Source organism: Thermoanaerobacter brockii subsp. finnii Ako-1 (assembly GCF_000175295.2).
GTDB lineage: Bacteria > Bacillota > Thermoanaerobacteria > Thermoanaerobacterales > Thermoanaerobacteraceae > Thermoanaerobacter > Thermoanaerobacter pseudethanolicus.
Genome location: NC_014964.1, coordinates 1391989 through 1409590, shown reverse-complemented (window position 1 = coordinate 1409590; position 17602 = coordinate 1391989). Strand labels below are relative to the sequence as shown.

20 protein-coding genes are annotated in these 17602 nt (G+C 32.6%); 19 read left to right on the top strand and 1 reads right to left on the bottom strand.

Annotation, left to right across the window (positions count from 1 at the left end; genetic code table 11):
* Positions 1–26: 26 nt before the first annotated feature.
* The 7 genes from THEBR_RS06995 (at position 27) to THEBR_RS06970 (ending at position 5581) form a co-directional block, all read left to right on the top strand.
* Positions 27–1409 (top strand): methyl-accepting chemotaxis protein, encoded by a 1383-nt coding sequence (locus tag THEBR_RS06995; protein ID WP_012269411.1) that lies wholly within the window; start codon positions 27–29, stop codon positions 1407–1409.
* 175 nt (positions 1410–1584) lie between these two features.
* Complete coding sequence (locus THEBR_RS06990) at positions 1585–2493, top strand: GGDEF domain-containing protein (RefSeq protein ID WP_012269410.1); 909 nt, start codon at positions 1585–1587, stop codon at positions 2491–2493.
* 291 nt (positions 2494–2784) lie between these two features.
* Positions 2785–2946 carry a hypothetical protein gene (locus tag THEBR_RS12785; protein ID WP_019907585.1) on the top strand — a complete coding sequence of 54 codons (162 nt, stop codon included), beginning with the start codon at positions 2785–2787 and terminating at the stop codon, positions 2944–2946.
* 131 nt (positions 2947–3077) lie between these two features.
* Positions 3078–4445: a tRNA (N(6)-L-threonylcarbamoyladenosine(37)-C(2))-methylthiotransferase MtaB gene (gene mtaB / locus THEBR_RS06985; RefSeq protein ID WP_003867926.1), complete on the top strand. Its 1368-nt coding sequence runs from the start codon at positions 3078–3080 to the stop codon at positions 4443–4445.
* Positions 4446–4481: 36 nt separating this feature from the next.
* Positions 4482–4826: a histidine triad nucleotide-binding protein gene (locus THEBR_RS06980; RefSeq protein WP_003867925.1), complete on the top strand. Its 345-nt coding sequence runs from the start codon at positions 4482–4484 to the stop codon at positions 4824–4826.
* A 111-nt stretch (positions 4827–4937) separates the two neighbouring features.
* On the top strand, positions 4938–5123 hold the full coding sequence (gene rpsU, locus THEBR_RS06975; protein ID WP_003867924.1) for a 30S ribosomal protein S21: 186 nt from the start codon (positions 4938–4940) through the stop codon (positions 5121–5123).
* A gap of 14 nt (positions 5124–5137) precedes the next feature.
* Complete coding sequence (locus THEBR_RS06970) at positions 5138–5581, top strand: GatB/YqeY domain-containing protein (RefSeq protein ID WP_003867923.1); 444 nt, start codon at positions 5138–5140, stop codon at positions 5579–5581.
* Positions 5582–5606: 25 nt separating this feature from the next.
* On the opposite strand, the gene THEBR_RS06965 is transcribed toward THEBR_RS06970, so the two are convergent.
* Positions 5607–6656, bottom strand: coding sequence for an asparaginase (locus tag THEBR_RS06965; protein ID WP_012269408.1), 1050 nt, complete (start codon positions 6654–6656; stop codon positions 5607–5609).
* 95 nt (positions 6657–6751) lie between these two features.
* Between THEBR_RS06965 and yqfC the strand changes: the two genes are divergently transcribed.
* From yqfC to ccpN, 12 genes are all read left to right on the top strand, one after another.
* Positions 6752–7021 carry a sporulation protein YqfC gene (gene yqfC, locus THEBR_RS06960; RefSeq protein ID WP_003867921.1) on the top strand — a complete coding sequence of 90 codons (270 nt, stop codon included), beginning with the start codon at positions 6752–6754 and terminating at the stop codon, positions 7019–7021.
* A gap of 11 nt (positions 7022–7032) precedes the next feature.
* Positions 7033–8220 carry a sporulation protein YqfD gene (yqfD, locus tag THEBR_RS06955; protein ID WP_009052245.1) on the top strand — a complete coding sequence of 396 codons (1188 nt, stop codon included), beginning with the start codon at positions 7033–7035 and terminating at the stop codon, positions 8218–8220.
* Complete coding sequence (locus THEBR_RS06950; RefSeq protein WP_003869507.1) at positions 8217–9212, top strand: PhoH family protein; 996 nt, start codon at positions 8217–8219, stop codon at positions 9210–9212. The genes yqfD and THEBR_RS06950 overlap by 4 nt, the downstream gene beginning before the upstream one ends.
* A gap of 3 nt (positions 9213–9215) precedes the next feature.
* Positions 9216–11282: an HD family phosphohydrolase gene (locus THEBR_RS06945; protein ID WP_012269407.1), complete on the top strand. Its 2067-nt coding sequence runs from the start codon at positions 9216–9218 to the stop codon at positions 11280–11282.
* Positions 11279–11758, top strand: a complete 480-nt coding sequence (gene ybeY / locus THEBR_RS06940) for an rRNA maturation RNase YbeY (RefSeq protein WP_003867917.1) — start codon at positions 11279–11281, stop codon at positions 11756–11758. Before THEBR_RS06945 ends, ybeY begins: the two co-directional genes overlap by 4 nt.
* Before the next feature lie 4 nt (positions 11759–11762).
* Positions 11763–12461, top strand: coding sequence for a diacylglycerol kinase (locus tag THEBR_RS06935; protein WP_003867916.1), 699 nt, complete (start codon positions 11763–11765; stop codon positions 12459–12461).
* A gap of 11 nt (positions 12462–12472) precedes the next feature.
* A complete protein-coding gene (era, locus tag THEBR_RS06930) occupies positions 12473–13381 on the top strand; it encodes a GTPase Era (RefSeq protein ID WP_003867915.1) in 909 nt (302 codons plus the stop codon).
* Positions 13382–13416: 35 nt separating this feature from the next.
* Positions 13417–14088, top strand: a complete 672-nt coding sequence (gene deoC / locus THEBR_RS06925; protein WP_003867914.1) for a deoxyribose-phosphate aldolase — start codon at positions 13417–13419, stop codon at positions 14086–14088.
* 6 nt (positions 14089–14094) lie between these two features.
* Positions 14095–14841: a DNA repair protein RecO gene (recO, locus tag THEBR_RS06920; protein ID WP_003867913.1), complete on the top strand. Its 747-nt coding sequence runs from the start codon at positions 14095–14097 to the stop codon at positions 14839–14841.
* Between the two features lie 14 nt (positions 14842–14855).
* On the top strand, positions 14856–15266 hold the full coding sequence (locus THEBR_RS06915; protein ID WP_003867912.1) for a DUF4342 domain-containing protein: 411 nt from the start codon (positions 14856–14858) through the stop codon (positions 15264–15266).
* A gap of 109 nt (positions 15267–15375) precedes the next feature.
* Positions 15376–16764, top strand: coding sequence for a glycine--tRNA ligase (locus THEBR_RS06910; RefSeq protein WP_003867911.1), 1389 nt, complete (start codon positions 15376–15378; stop codon positions 16762–16764).
* A 191-nt stretch (positions 16765–16955) separates the two neighbouring features.
* Positions 16956–17597, top strand: coding sequence for a transcriptional regulator CcpN (gene ccpN, locus THEBR_RS06905; RefSeq protein ID WP_003867910.1), 642 nt, complete (start codon positions 16956–16958; stop codon positions 17595–17597).
* Positions 17598–17602 lie beyond the last annotated feature (5 nt).

The window sequence follows — 17602 nt, the reverse complement described above, 5'->3', positions numbered from 1 at the left end:
CAAACGAAAAAAAGGAGGAGAAAAACATGTTTTTAAAAAAAGAAAATAAATCTTTAGGTAATGATAAATTTGATAGTGTAATTACTATGTTGGAAAATAACTTAAAAGAAATAACTAAAGGGACATATAACTTGAGTAAAGTAGAAGGTATAGGAAACTTAGATAAAATAAACAACGAAATGGTAAATTGTGCTGAATCTTTCAAAAGAATTACCAAAGAAACTATTCTAGATATAAATGATGCTGTTGCAGTTACTGCTAAAATGGAATTTTTGAGAGAACTTTTAGAAATGGTATCACAGCAATCTGCAAGATTAAATGATGTAGCTACAACAACAGAAGAATTGGCATCTGCTTCCCAGGAAATTGCTACAAAAGCTACAGATATTACTGAAGAAATGCATGATGCGCTTGAACAAGCCAGAAAAGGGACTTCTTCGGTAGAAGAGTTAACTGTATTTGTTGATGAAATGTTAGAACAATTTAATTACATAAATAATCTAATTAATTCTTTAACTGAAGGTATGAAAAAGATAAATGAAGTAGTAGAGATAATAAGGGGAGTAGCTGACCAAACAAATCTTCTGTCGCTGAATGCCGCAATTGAAGCAGCTCGTGCAGGAGAAGCCGGAAGAGGGTTTGCTGTTGTTGCTGAGGAAGTTAAAAAATTAGCAGAACATACTAAGATATCGGCGGATAGAATTGGTAATAACATAGAACTACTTCAAAATGAAATGACAAAAGCTGTATCTTACATATCAACTGCAGCAAACAAATTAAGCAAAGGGAAGGATTTGTCTACAAAAGCAATAGAAGCTATGAGTAATATAATTGAAAAGACCAACCATGTTCAAGAGCATATTGAAGAAATAACAGCTAATGTAGAGGAACAATCTGCGTTCATACAGGAAATGTCTGCAACAAATGAAGAAAATGCCGGGTTTGCGGATAAAATTAAAACTTTGAGTATAGATGTAGGAAAAGCAATATATGATTTAAGCAAAAGATTAGAAAAAACAAGGACACAAATAAGAGAAAAAGCCCACTTTATGAAAATCTCTGACCATATAGAATTATATAAAGTTGACCATTTACTATGGAAATGGAAGGTTTATAACATGCTTTTAGGTTTTGAACCTTTAAGCGGTGATGCTAGTAACCATCACACATGTTCATTAGGTGGGTGGTACTACTCTGTAAATAATGAAAGTATCAAAGCTATGACTTCTTTTAAAAAGATTGAAGAGCCCCACATTAAAATACATTCTTTAGTTAAAGAAGCTATAGATGCTTATCATACAGGTAATATCAGTAAAGCAGAAACAATATTAGAAGAAATAGAAGAAACCTCAAAAATATTGATAAAATACTTAGATGAACTTCAGATTGATGTTTCAAGAGTCGAATAAAATGATTAAAATATGTAGCCTTTCTTTTAACTTTTTGAAAGGCTGTATTTCATGCTTTTTATAATTTTAATTTGAAATTTAAAATTAATTTTTATTCTTTTATTGCAAAAATCGAAATAGCAATATAATTATAACATCATAATTATATAAAATTTTTAATGAAAGGAAGATTTTAATGTTTTTAAAAGATGGGGTGTGCGAATCGGTTTTTGAAAATCTATCAGATGGTGTATACCTTGTAGATACAGAGAGAAAAATTCTTTATTGGAACAAAAGAGCAGAAGAAATTACTGGTTTTAAAAAAACGGAAGTACTTAATTCTCACTGCTGGGACAACATCTTAAAACATATAGATGAAAAGGGTACAGAACTTTGCAAGGGAGAATGTCCTTTAGTTTATGCTATTAAAAACAATACTTTTGTAGAAAAACAAGTATTTTTACATAACAAATCTGGTCATAGAATCCCTGTTTATGTGAAAGTATTACCTATTGCAGATGAAACAGGGAAAGTAATGGGAGCAATAGAAATTTTCAATGAGGTAACAGATGTAAAAATCATAAAAACAGAACTAGAAAAACTAAGAAATTTAGCATTTATAGACGAACTTACAGGAGTTTTAAATAGAAGAGGATTAGACTTTTTTATAAAAGAAAAAATAAAAGAGACAAAAAGGTATAATAGAAAATTTGCTGTTTTATTTATCGACTTAGATAATTTTAAAGACATAAATGACTTATATGGTCATCATATAGGAGATAAAGTCTTAAAAATGATAGGAGAGACTTTGAAGAGCAATTTAAGAGCAAATGACATAGTAGCACGATTTGGAGGAGATGAATTTATTGTCATATTTGAAATAGAAGACATAAATTCAATAGAGGAACTAGCCCAAAAAATGATTACCCTTATAGAAAACTCTTTTTTTGAAGAAAAAGGACAAATAATAAAAGTTTCTGCTTCTATAGGAGGGGTTATGATTAAAAAAGAGGATACCCCAGAAAAATTACTAAAAAAAGCAGATAGACTAATGTATGTAAGCAAAGCAAAAGGCAAAAATAGATATACCATCTCAAATAAATAAAAGATGGAAAATAATATAGCAATAAGATATGCTTGTTTAACAGTAAGAGTTTTGAACACCTAGTTTAAAAGCTATAAAAAAAGAAAATGCAACTGAAGAAAAATTATTAGAATTAATTGTGTACAACTTAAATTCTCTCGAAAATATTATTCAATGTTGAAAATAATATAAAGCTTTTTAGAATCACATCAGATTTGATACCTTTTGGTTCAAATGAAATAAATAAATTTACGTGGTGGAAAATTTTTAAAGATAGGCTTTTAAAAATTGGAGGAAAAATAAAAAAATAGAATGAGAGTTTCTATGCATCCTGGACAATATACTGTTTTAAATTCTACTGACAAAAATGTAGAAAAAAAGCTATTGAAGAGGTCAAGTCCACATTTTTGTTTGTGTAAAATTCATAAACAAAAATATGAAAAAGACAGTCAAGCTTCCAAGATGGTTAAATGAAGCAGCGGAAAAGCTAACATAGGAGCAAAATAAAAGGCTTTTCGGGGCATGTTTTTTTTTTGTGTACAATAGCATGTTATAATATGTGATATAATATGAAAAAGAGATTTAATAGGAGGAGCATTTTTAAAGTGGCAAAAGTAGATTTAACTCTTAGTAATGAGGAATTTTATGAAAGATATGGTCATAAAAAAACTGTTGCTTTTTATACTTTGGGGTGTAAGGTAAATCAATATGAGACAGAAGTCATGGCTGAGCTTTTTAAAAAAGCTGGTTATGAAGTAGTTGATTTTAATGAAAAAGCGGATGTTTACGTAATAAATACCTGTACTGTAACAAATAGAAGTGATATGAAGTCAAGGCAGGAGATACGAAAAGCTAGAAAGAAAAATCCTGATGCGCTGGTAGTAGCTGTTGGCTGCTATGTGCAAGTAAGTCCAGAGGAAGCTTTTTCTCTTCCGGAAGTGGACATAGCGATTGGTACGAAAAATAAGGACAAAATAGTGGAATTAGTAGAGGAATTTACACAAAAAAATCAAAAGTTGAGTGTGGTAAATAATATAATGACTCAAAAGGAATATGAGGAATTTGGAGTAACAGCTTATACAGAAAGGACAAGGGCATATATAAAGATTCAAGACGGCTGCAATCAATACTGTACTTACTGCATAATCCCTTACGCCAGGGGACCTGTGAGAAGTAGAGACCCCAAAAAAGTACTAGATGAAGTAAAAAGGTTTGCTGATTCAGGGTATAAAGAAATTGTTCTCACAGGTATACACATAGCTTCCTATGGCAAAGATTTAAAAAATATTGGGCTTTTGGACATTATAAAGATGATTCATGAAATAGATGGCATAAAAAGGATAAGACTTAGTTCTATTGAGCCTACTTTTTTAACTGAAGAGTTTGTGAAAGAAATAGCTAACTTGCCTAAGATGTGCAGGCATTATCATGTATCCCTTCAAAGTGGATGTGATGAAACCTTAAAAAGAATGGGAAGAAGATATACTACAAAGGAGTACAAAAGTGTAATTGATAGGTTAAGAGAATACATCAAGGATGTGGCGATAACTACAGATGTTATGGTGGGATTTCCTGGTGAAACGGAAGAGGAGTTTCTCAAGACTTACAAATTTGTGGAAGAGATTTGTTTTAGCAAAATGCATGTTTTTAAATATTCAAGGAGAAAAGGTACAAGAGCATACAACTTTCCAAATCAAGTTGCAAATCATATAAAAGAAGATAGGAGTAAAAAGCTCATAGAATTGTCTAATAGGTGTGAATATAAATTTATGGAGAGTTTTATAGGGAAAACTTTGGAAGTCCTCTTTGAACAACCAGTAAAGAATATGGAGGGTTATGTAGAAGGCTTGACTGATAATTATTTAAGTATAGCTGTTAAAGGGGATATAAAGTTACTTAGAAATGAGATTTTTCCAGTGAAAATAAAAGAAATAAAAGATAATTTCTTAATTGGAGAAATTGAAGGAATTTAACCTGATGTGTAGAATATAAAAAGAGGAGGTGAAAGGATGTCAGATTGCATTTTTTGTAAAATTATAAATAAAGAAGTACCTTCCAATATAGTCTATGAAGATGATTTAGTAGTAGCATTTAGAGATATTAACCCCCAAGCACCTGTGCATATCCTCATTGTGCCAAAAGAACATATACCGACATTGTTAGATTTAAATGAGGATAACAAACATATAGTATCTCATGCTTATATGGTGGCAAAAGAATTGGCAAAAAAAGAGGGCATTGACGAAAAAGGTTATAGAATTGTATCAAACTGTGGAAATGACGGGGGACAAACGGTATATCACATACATTTTCATCTTTTAGGGGGTAGATTTATGACTTGGCCACCAGGTTAATCATTGACACATTATGGTTTTAGGAGTATAATAAAATGAGAATTTTCAGCAAGACATCGCAGCAGAATACGCAGCTTAGCTTGAGCAGTTTATCTGGAGGGAGGGAGAGTAGTGGCTGAAGTAAGAGTCGGCGAAAACGAATCATTGGACAATGCTCTGAGAAGATTTAGGCGCCAATGTTCCAAAGCAGGCGTTTTATCAGAGGTTCGCAAAAGAGAGCATTACGAAAGTCCCAGTGTAAAACGTAAGAAAAAATCCGAAGCAGCAAGAAAAAGAAAATATAAATATAATAAATAAAGGAAGTGCTTGCCATGCCCCTAAAAGAGCGAATATACAAAGATATGGTAGAAGCTATGAAAAACAAAGATAATTTCAAAAAGAATATTTTAAGTATGGTAAGAGCAGCTATTCTCCAAGTTGAAAAAGATACTCAAAAAGAATTAGACGATGAAGGGGTCATCAATGTAATTTCTAAGGAGATAAAGCAAAGAAAAGAAGTGTTGCCGGATTACGAGAAAAGTGGAAGGCAAGACTTAGTGGATAAAGCCAAAAAAGAAATTGAGATTATGCTTTCTTATTTACCGAAGCAGCTATCCGAAGAGGAAATAGAGGAAATAGTAAAAAAAGCTATCGAAGAAACTGGTGCTAAAACTAAAAGCGATATAGGAAAAGTGATGGGAAAGGTAATGCCAATCGTAAAAGGGAGAGCAGATGGCAACCTTGTTAAAGACATGGTAAACAAGTATCTACAGTAAACAAAGGACTTGATGCCATTAGGTATCAAGTCTTTTCTTCTTCAAATAATTTTTTGATTTCATTGTAATTATTGGAATAAGCAAGAGCTGCCATGAGTTTTATGCGAGCTTTTTGCCCTGAGAGATTACCTCCAAAGATTACCCCTAAGGACTCAAGATGCTTTCCGCCACCTTTATAACCGTAAGAGGCATCAACTCTTCCCATAGGACATCTTGAAACTAACACTACAATTACTCCCTTTGATATAGCATATTCTATGCCCTCAGCCAATTTTGGAGGTACATTTCCCCTTCCTGTTCCTTCTATTACTATTCCTTTTTCTCCGCTATCAACAAGGAATCTGATAATTTTATCCTCCATACCAAAGGCGACTTTTAGAAGACTGACTCTTGGCTCTAAATGGTCTACTGGTATATAATTTCTTGTCTCAATGTTCCTATAAAAATACGCTTTGTTATTATCTACAACACCTATTGGACCTGTTTCAAGGCTTTTAAAAGTGTCAATACTTGAAGTATGAGTTTTTGTGACATCTCGTGCTGCATGTATTTCGTTATTGAAAGCTACTAACACTCCTTTATTTTTGGCTTTTTCTGAGGAAGCAGTAATTACAGAAGCAATTAAGTTATTGGGACCGTCGTATCCAACTTCAGAAGAATTTTTCATGGCTCCAGTCAAGACTATTGGCTTTTCAGAATTTATAGTTAAGTCTAAAAAATATGCTGTTTCCTCTAATGTATCTGTACCGTGAGTAATGACGACTCCTTTTACTTGTTGTTTGATTACGTTTTCAACTTCTCGTCTTAAATTTACCAATAGCTCAGGAGTAAGGTGAGGGCTTGGGGAATTACCAAATTGGATTATTTCAATTTGGGCAATTTCTTTTATGTTGGGAACCATTTTTAGTATGTCTTTTCCTGATAAAGAGGGTATAGCAGCATTTAAATTAGGGTCATTTTTCATGGATATAGTTCCACCCGTAAAAATTATTACTATTTTCTCCAAGGCAAATCCCCCCAAAAAATAATTTACAGTAATAGAAATATTTATTTTCTTACTTTCATTATAATACATTTTCTAATTACTCAAAAGGTCTATTACCTATAAAAAAGCAAGAGAATTTTTTTAATTTCTTCCTCATAAAATTTTAAAAGAAGGGAGGTTACTGTATGAAAGATGGGACAAAAAACGAACTTGTAAATGCAATAGACTTTCCAAAAGAGGTACTGTTGAATCTCCCTAAAATAACTTTGATAGGGAAAACCCATGTTACTATAGAAAACCACAAGGGAATTATTGAGTATATTCCTGAAAGGATTAGGGTAAATACAACAATTGGAGTTGTTAGAATATTAGGTAAAAATATGATTGTGAATTCTATAATGACAGAGATTATAACGATTAGTGGCGAAATAATGAATATAGAAATAATGGTATAGGAGGAGTATTTTTGGTTGCAATAAAATTATGGAATTTTTTAAAAGGATATGTTATTATTAAGATTGAAGGTTTGTCAATTGAAAAATTTTTAAATCTCATAATGGTAAATGATGTCTATATTTGGGATATTGAGCGTAAGAATTATACTACTATAGTTGCAAAAGTGAGTTTAAAGGGTTTTAAAGAAATAGTATCTTTTGCGAAAAAAACTAATTGTCGTGTTTCAGTGATTTCTAAAAAAGGATTGCCTTTTGTGATTTCTCGATTAAAAAGAAGGAAATTGTTGGTTTTAGGGGCAATAGTTTCTCTTATACTTATTTATGCATTTTCTACTTTTATATGGGAAATTAATATAGAGACCGTCAACAATGTAAATGAAAAAGTAGTTTTAGAAAAGCTTTCATACTTAGGATTAAAGCCAGGAGTTTCTAAATTTGCTATAGATGTTAATAAAATAGAGACAGAATTTTTATTACAAAATAATGATATATCGTGGATAGGAATAAATATAAAGGGTACTAATGCTTTTGTAAAAGTTGTAGGTAAAACAAAACCTCAAGAGGTATTGTCAAAAGATGAACCATGCAATATAATAGCTAAAAAAGATGGTATAATTTATAAGATGACGGTTTTAGAAGGGGAAGCGGTAAAAAAAGTTGGAGATACAGTAAAAGCGGGAGATATAATTGTTACAGGGATAATTGAAAAGCCAGGACTAGAGACAAGATTTGTACATGCTGATGGCCAAATTATTGGGAGGACATGGTATGAAGTTTATGCTGACGCCGAACTCAAAAAAGAAGTCTTTGAGAGGACAAACAACAAAATAACTGTTACAAAAATAATCTTTGGTAACAATACTATAACTATATCCCCTAAAAAAGTAGACTTTAAGAATTTTGAAAAAGAGGAAAAAGAGATAATATCAAAAAACTTTCCAGTTAGAATAATAAAAGAAGTATACTATGAAACCAAACCTAAAACTATTGTTTTATCTAAAGAGGAAGCAAAAAATATTGCTTTTGAAAAAGCACTAAAGGAGTTGGAGAAGGTTTTAGGCCCTCAAAGTAAGATAGTAAATAAAAAAGAAAGTTATGTGATTATACAAGATAAAATATTAAGAGCCAATATTACTGCAGAGGTTTTAGAGGAAATAGGAATGAAAGAAAAAATTTCTTATATAGGAGGGGAACATTGATTAAGGAGTTAGCTATTAATATTGAGGATATGGAGCAAGCTGCCAATTTGTTTGGCAACTTTGATGAAAATATTAAGTTAATAGAAGAGGGATTAGATGTCAAGATAGTGTTAAGAGGAGGAATTATTAAGATAACGGGGGAAGAAAAAAACGTGGAATCTGCTAATAAACTTTTTAACAAATTGATGGGAATGATTGAAAAGGGAGATGTGATTACTACTCAAAATGTTTTGTATACTATGAATATGATTGAGGCAGGAGAAGAAGAAAAACTAAAGTCTTTAATGTCTGATATTGTTTGTATAACAGCTAGAGGCAAACAGATAAGGTGCAAAACTTATGGGCAAATGAGGTATGTAGAAGCTATAAGAAAAAATCAGATTGTATTTGGAATAGGACCTGCCGGTACGGGCAAGACCTATTTGGCTATGGCAATGGCTATTACTGCAATGAAAAATAAAGAAGTAGGTCGTATAATTTTAACAAGGCCGGCTGTTGAAGCAGGAGAAAAGTTGGGTTTTTTGCCAGGAGATTTGCAAGAAAAAGTTGATCCTTATTTAAGACCTTTATATGATGCGCTTTACGACATTTTAGGAGCAGAAGTTTTCCAAAAATACATGGAGAAAGGCTTAATTGAGGTAGCACCCCTAGCTTATATGAGAGGTAGAACTTTGGACGATTCTTTTATAATACTTGATGAAGCTCAAAACACCACTCCTGAGCAGATGAAAATGTTTTTAACCCGTATAGGTTTTGGTTCTAAAGCAGTTATAACTGGTGACGTTACTCAAATAGATTTGCCAAGAGGTAAAAAATCCGGACTAAAAGAGGTTATGGAGATATTAAAAGGAATAGAAGGTATAGAGTTTGTAATGCTTTCTGAAGAAGATGTGATAAGGCATCCTCTTGTAGCTAAAATCATAAAAGCTTATGAAATTTATGAGAAGAACATGGAGGAAAACAAATCAGAAATCCCAGAGCGAGGGGAATAATCCATGAAAAAACTGGACAAACATATAAAAAATATAATTAAAAATGAGCAATTGATAATCATTTTTTTTGTTATTTTTTATTTTGTTTCTTCCTATGCCTTAGTTTATACTAGTGTAACGCCTCCAAAATTTGACTTAAAAGCTGGGGACGTAGCTACTCAAGACATAAAAGCTCCTAAAGATGTAGTAGATGTAGTTGCTACTCAAAAGAAAATAGAGGAAGCAGTAAATGCGGTCAATCCCAAATATGATTATAATGAAAATATTGCAAAAGAATCTTATCTTAAGCTAGTTGATTTTTTTAATAAATTAAGAGATGTACGCAAATCTTCAGAAACAGAAGAAAAGAAATTGCAGGACTTTAAAGCTGTAAGTCCCATAGGTTTAGAAGATAATGACGTGGCTTTGCTTTTAAAAATAGATGATAATACCCTTATAAACATGGAATCGGTGGTATTATCGACAGAAAAAGCAATTATGGCAAGGCAGATTACAGAAGATGCTTTGCCTACTGTTTTAAACGATGCCAAGAGTGTTGTAGAAAGTTCTGATATTTCTGAAGAAGTAAAACCAGTAGCTGTTAAGATTTTATCTTCTGTTATTGTTCCTAATATGATATATAATGCCTATGAGACAAACCTTGCTAAAAAAGAAGCAGAGGAAAGAGTACAGCCGGTTATGTATAAAAAAGGACAAAATATCGTAGTCAGTGGAGAAGTGGTGACACAACAACAAATTGAGGTTTTGAAATCTTTAGGTCTCTTAAAAGGTAGCAGTAAGATTGACTATGGAATGATAATAGGCTTATTTTTGATTTTAGGCTTGTCACTTTTTTTATCAGTGTATTATATTATAAAATTGGACAAAAAGATTACTACAAAAAAAATGTACATTGAATTGTTGTGCTTAACAGGTATTTTTTATCTTTTATTAGCTGTTGCCTTTAAAGAGATTGAACCGCTTTTAATTCCTGCTGCTACTTTGCCTATGCTAATTTCTGTTTTAATAGATCCTTATATTGCTATTATGATTGACATAATTTATTCTCTTTTAGTAGGCTTAATGGTGGGTTTTAACCAAGAATTTATTTTTATGTCATTGCTAGGGGGATTGATTGGTGCAGTAAAACTTTCTCATTCTAAGCAACGTTTAGATTTTGTAAAAGCGGGTCTTTACGTCAGTGGGGTAAATCTTGTAAGTATTGTAGGAATAGGGCTTTTAAATAGCAATGATATAATTTCTGTATTAAAAAGTAGTTTATGGGGAATTGTCAGTGGAACTTTTAGTATAATTTTGGTTATTGGTACTTTGCCTTTTTGGGAAGCAGCTTTTGATATCTTAACTCCTTTAAAACTTTTAGAGCTATCAAATCCCAATAATCCGCTTCTTAAAAAACTTATGATGGATGCTCCTGGTACTTATCACCACAGCATAGTAGTAGCAAATCTCGCAGAAGCTGCTTCTGATGCTATTGGAGCAAACAGTTTGTTAGTTAGAGTGGGGGCTTATTACCATGATATAGGTAAAATTAAAAGACCTTATTTTTTCAAAGAGAACCAGCTTTCAGGAGAAAATTTGCATGACAAAATTTCTCCTGATTTAAGTACATTAGTAATAATTTCCCATGTAAAAGATGGTGTAGAATTAGCTAAAAAGTATAAACTTCCTCAACAAGTCATTGATTTGATAAAAGAACACCATGGTACTTCCTTAGTGAAATACTTTTATACTAAGGCTTTACAAAATGAAGAGGAATCTTGCGAAGAAGAATCTTTCAGATATCCAGGTCCAAAGCCTTCTACCAAAGAGTCTGCCATTTTGATGTTGGCAGATTCTGTAGAAGCAGCTGTGAGATCTATCCCGGAACCTACTGAGGAAAATATAAAAAATATGATTGATAAAATCGTCGCAGATAGATTAAATGATGGTCAGTTGGAAGATAGCGATTTAACTTTAAAAGATATTAAAACTATAAAAAATTCTTTTTTGACTGCTTTAACTGGTATGTTTCATAAAAGAATTGAGTATCCTGATATTGAACCAAATCAAAATAAAGAGGTGTTAGAATGAACATTTTGATAGACAACAGACAAGATAAAGTTGATGCAATAAATTTGGAAGAATTGGTGGAAAAAGTTATAAAAACAGTATTAGAGGTAGAAGAGGTTATTGATAATGTTGAAGTAAGTGTGTCTTTTGTGGATAATGAGGAAATTAGAAAATTAAATAAATATTATAGAGGTATAGATAAGCCGACGGATGTTTTGTCATTTCCTTTAGCAGAGTTTGAAGATACTTATGGGGAAGTTGAGGAAATAGAGGAAGATTCAGAAGAGGTACAGCCAATAGGAGATATAGTTATTTCTTTAGAAAAAGCTTTAGAGCAGTCAATGGAATATGGACATTCCTTTGAAAGAGAAGTAGCTTATTTAACAGCTCACAGCATGCTGCATCTTTTGGGTTATGACCATGAAACTGAAGAAGAAAGAAAAATTATGAGGGAAAAAGAAGAGGAAGTTATGGCAAGGCTTAATATTGGGCGGTGATTTTGTGAAATCGAGAAATTTAATTGACAGCTTTAATTATGCGATAGAGGGCATTTTACATGCTTTTAAGACCCAAAGAAACATGAAGGTTCACTTTGCCATAGCGATATTGGTATTATTCTTTTGCCTTTTTTTTGACCTTTCAAGAGTAGAATTTGTGGTAATTTTATTTACAATTTCTTTAGTTTTAATTTCTGAAATGATAAATACGGCTATTGAAACCACAATTGACATGATGGTTAAAAATTATAATCCTTTGGCTAAGGTCGCGAAAAATGTAGCTGCAGGGGCAGTTCTTATATCCGCAATAAATGCCATTCTTGTAGCTTATTTAATATTTTTTGATAGGGTAAATCCTTGGACAAAAATAATTTTATTAAAGCTTAGAGAGTCACCCATTCATATCACAGTTATAAATCTTTTAGTTGTAGTGTTTTTGACTGTAATTTTAAAGGTACATTTTAAAGAAGGAACTCCTATGAGGGGAGGAATGCCCAGCGCTCATAGTGCTATTGCTTTTGCTACTGCGACAGCTATAACTTTTATGACAGCAAATGCTTTTATTGCCACTTTAGGTTTTTTACTTGCTCTTATGGTGGCTGAAAGCAGAGTAGAAGGTAAAATCCACTCTTTTTCTCAGGTATTTTTTGGAGGTTTATTTGGGATATTGATTACAGTGTTGATTTTTCAAATAATCAAATAAGGAGTGATGATATGGGCCATAAAGCTGGTTTTGTAGCATTAGTTGGTAGAACTAATGTAGGTAAATCTACTCTTTTAAATGCAATTTTACAAGAGAAGATTGCTATTACTTCTCCCAAACCCCAAACTACTCGAAATACCATTCGTGGGATTTTGACAACAGATGAATACCAGGTTATTTTTGTTGACACTCCTGGCATTCATAAACCTAAATCTAAATTAAGCGAATTTATGATTGAGGTAGCTAAAAGAACATTGAAGGAAGTTGACCTTATTTTGTATATGATAGAACCAGATACGGAAGTAGGACCTGGAGATAGATACATAATCGAACATTTAAAAGAAGTAGATACACCTGTCATACTTGTAGTCAACAAAATAGATTTGGTGCCTGAGAAAAGAGTAGAAGAGACTATAAAAATTTTTAAAGAGCAATATGAGTTTAAAGATGTAGTAGCTATTTCTGCTATTGAAAATAAAAATATAGATTTGTTAAAAGAAAAAATTGTATCACTTTTGCCAGAAGGCCCCAAATATTATTTGGATGATTATATAACAGATCAGCCCGAAAAATTAATAGTGGCAGAAATAATTCGAGAGAAGATGTTACACTTTTTAGAGGAAGAAGTACCTCACGGTGTTTATGTGGAAGTAGAATCTATTAAAGAGAGGGAAGATAAAGATATAATAGACATTGAAGCATATATTTACTGTGAGAAAGAGTCCCACAAAGGAATTATTATAGGCAAAAATGGGCAAATGCTAAAAAAGATAGGTCAAAGTGCGCGACTTGATTTAGAAGAATTTTATGGAAAACAGGTTTTTCTTGACCTATGGGTAAAGACGAGGAAGGGGTGGAGAGACAATACAACGTTACTTAAAAAATTAGGATATGCCATTGACAAGAAAACTTACGAATAGTAAAGTATTTAGTGAAAACAAAAGGAGGTTATGTCATGAACATAGCAAAAATGATTGACCACACTCTACTGAAGCCAAATGCGACAAAAAGTGAAATAGAAAAACTTTGTAATGAGGCAAAAGAGTATGGATTTGCTTCTGTCTGCATAAACCCCTGCTTTGTAGACCTTGCCTATAGTATGTTGAAAGATACAGATGTGAAAGTTTGCACAGTGATAGGTTTTCCATTAGGGGCAAATACTATTGAAAGTAAAGTTTTTGAGGCGGTAGATGCAGTAAAAAGAGGTGCTACAGAAGTAGATATGGTGTTGAATGTAAGTATGTTAAAGAGTGGAGATTATGATTATGTGAAAAAAGAAATTGAAGAAGTTGTAAAAGCGGTGAAATCCTATGGAGATATAGTTGTAAAAGTAATTTTAGAAACCTGTTATCTCACTGATGAAGAAAAGGTAAAAGCATGTCAGCTCACAAGAGAAGCAGGTGCTGATTTTGTTAAGACTTCTACTGGCTTTGGACCAGGTGGAGCGACAGTAGAGGATGTAAAATTAATGAGACAGACAGTTGGTGAAAACTTTGGTGTTAAGGCTTCTGGCTGTGTAAGAACTGCTGAAGATGCTAAGGCGATGATTGAAGCAGGAGCTAATCGTATTGGGGCAAGTGCAGGCGTTAAGATTGCAGAGGAATGGAATAAACTAAAAATGAGTTGATAAAAAATGGGCTTGTTAAAGACAGAAGCAATAGTATTAAAAAACAATTTAATAGGTGAAACAGACAAAATTGCCACTCTTTTTACTAAAAGCTATGGCAAACTCCAGGCAGTGGCAAAGGGGGCAAGGCGCTCAAAGAGCCGCTTTGTGAATGCAATAAGGCCTTTTATTGTTGCCAATTATGTTATTTTTGAGGGGAAAAATTATTACTATATTGACCAATGGGAGTTAATCGAAGCGCATAGAAATATAGAAAAAGACTTAGTCAAATTTTCTGTAGCTTCGTATATTGCCGAAACTATAAACAAAATTTTAGAGGAAAATCAAAAAAGCGAGAGGCTGTATCTGTTTTTAAAACATTCTTTAAAAGCAGTTGACGAGCTACAAATAGACCCTTTAATTTTTATTTCTTCTTATAACTTAAAATTAGTTTCTTTATTGGGATATATGCCTCAACTTGATAATTGTGTTGTCTGTGGAAAAAGAGAGAATTTAAAATATTTTTCTAATTCCTGCGGGGGTGCAGTGTGTATAAACTGCAAAAATAAATGTTTTGACGCCAAGCCATTACATGAAGTAACATTAAAAGCTATAAAGTATTTTCTTAAAGGAGATTATGACAAGCTTCAAAATATTAAAGTTTCAGGAGTTATAAAAGAAGAAGTGGATAAAATAATAACAGCCTATATGAAAGAACATCTTGAAATAGAGTTTAAATCAAAAGATTTTATTGACAATTTACAAAATATGTGAAAGGAGGGTTTAACGTGTTAGATGAAGAATTAGAAAAAATAGATATGATAGTAGAGAGAATGGGAGTAAGTTATAAAGAAGCAAAAGAAGCATTAGAGAAGTCAGGTGGCAGTGTTGTAGACGCATTGATATATATAGAAGAGAATAGAAAAAGTTGGACTGAGACCTTTACAGTCGCAGGTTCAGAAGTTATGGATAAAATAAAAGAATTAATTAAAAAAGGTAATGTTACAAAAATAAGAATAAAAAAAGACGATAAAGTTCTTTTGGAGATTCCTGTAACGGCAGGGGCTATTTCTGCAGTTATCATTCCTCAGTTGACATTAGTAGGAGCGGCAGTAGCGCTTTTAGCTAATTGCACAATTGAAGTTGAAAAACATGATAAAAGCGTAACCGTATTAAAAGAAGAAAAGAAAAAAGATTGACAGAAACTTGTCTCTTTGGTATTCTTAAATAAGTAAAGTTAAAAACCTTTCTTCCCAAAAGGGATGAAGGGTTTTTGCATAATTGCGAGAGAAAAAGGAGTGTTATTAAATGCCACAAGCAGTTACAATGGATAAAATAGTTGCCCTTGCAAAAAACAGAGGATTTGTTTTTCCAGGGTCTGAAATATACGGAGGACTTGCTAATACTTGGGATTATGGACCTCTGGGAGTAGAACTTAAAAACAATATTAAAAGGATGTGGTGGAAAAGATTTATTCAACAAAGTCCTTATAACGTAGGGATTGATTCTGCAATTTTGATGAATCCAGAAGTGTGGGTTGCATCAGGTCATGTTAGCAGTTTTAGCGATCCTTTAATGGACTGTAAAGAGTGTAAATCAAGATTTAGAGCTGACCAATTGATTGAAGACTACATTAAAGAAAAGGGATTAAATATTTCTATTGAAGGTTGGACAAATGAACAAATGATGGAATTTATAAAAGAACATAAAGTATCTTGTCCAAAATGTGGTGCCCATAATTTTACTGATATTAGGAAGTTTAATCTCATGTTTAAAACCTATCAAGGTGTTACAGAAGACTCTAAATCAGAAGTGTATTTGCGACCTGAAACCGCACAAGGAATTTTTGTGAACTTTAAAAATGTTCAAAGGACAACTCGTAAGAAAATACCTTTTGGAATAGGACAAATTGGTAAATCTTTTAGAAATGAAATTACTCCTGGTAATTTCATATTCAGAACGAGAGAATTTGAACAGATGGAATTAGAATTTTTCTGTAAACCGGGAGAAGATATGGAATGGTTTAGTTACTGGAGAAAATATTGCATGGATTGGCTTTTAGAATTCGGCTTAAAAGAAGAAAATTTAAGATTTAGAGACCATAAAAAAGAAGAACTATCTCACTATAGTACTGCCACCACAGACATAGAATATAATTTTCCCTTTGGATGGGGAGAGTTGTGGGGAATAGCTAATAGAACAGATTTTGATTTAAGGCAACATATGGAACATTCGGGAGTTGACCTGTCTTATATGGACCCTGTAACAGGAGAAAAGTACATACCATATTGCATTGAGCCTTCTGTTGGGGTAGATAGGTTAATGTTGGCATTTTTAATAGATGCCTATGAAGAAGAAGAGTTAGAAGATGGAGAAACTAGAGTGGTTTTAAGGCTTCATCCTGCTCTTGCTCCCATTAAGGCAGCAGTGCTTCCATTATCCAAGAAATTATCAGAAAATGCCTATAAGCTTTATGACCAGTTGAGAAATAAATTCGTAGTAGATTACGATGAGACAGGAAGCATAGGTAAAAGGTATAGAAGACAGGATGAGATAGGCACGCCTTTCTGTATTACTTATGACTTTGATTCGGAAAATGATCACTGTGTAACCATAAGAGATAGAGATACTATGCAACAAGTGAGAATAAAAATTGAAGAAGTAGAGAAATATCTTGAAGAAAGGTTAAATTTTTAAGGGAATCAGGATTTTTAACTGATTTCCTTGTTTTTTTATGTTACAATAATTTGTGATATAATAGGAAGGAAACGAAAAAGAAAGTTGGTTATCTTATAAACTTGTGATATAATTATACTAAAGTAATAAACCGATAGAAAACGTTTATGAAACGACAGAGGAAAGTATAAATTGTCAAAAACTTTAAAGGGGTGATAAAGATTCAACTGACAAACCGCCAGCATATAATTATTGACATTGTCAAGAAACATCAACCCATTACAGGGGAACAAATAGCTGAGAAATTAAATGTCACAAGAGCGACTTTAAGACCGGATTTGGCAATATTAACTATGTCTGGGATCTTAGAGGCGAGGCCAAAAGTGGGATATTTTTATACAGGAAAATCACCCCTCAGTTTAGTAGAAGATTATATAAAGAGCATAAAAGTAAAAGATATCAAGTCTTTACCTGTAGTGGTAGAGGAAAGTACATCAGTGTATGATGCCATTGTAACACTTTTTTTAAAAGACGTCGGGACAATTTTTGTACAGGATGGAGGATTTTTAACGGGCGCTGTTTCAAGAAAAGACTTTTTAAAAATCGCAATAGGCAACACTGATATTTATAAGGTCCCGGTGGGAATAATTATGACCCGTATGCCTAACATAGTTACAACTTATGATGATGAGCCTGTGTATAATGCTGCTGTTAAAATTATAGAGCACGAAGTAGACAGTCTTCCTGTAGTTGAACCTGTAGTGGGAAGTGATGGAAAACAAGGATACAAAGTGACAGGAAGAATTTCGAAAACTAATATAACTAAATTGTTTGTAAAGCTTGGGGAAGGTTAGGGGGA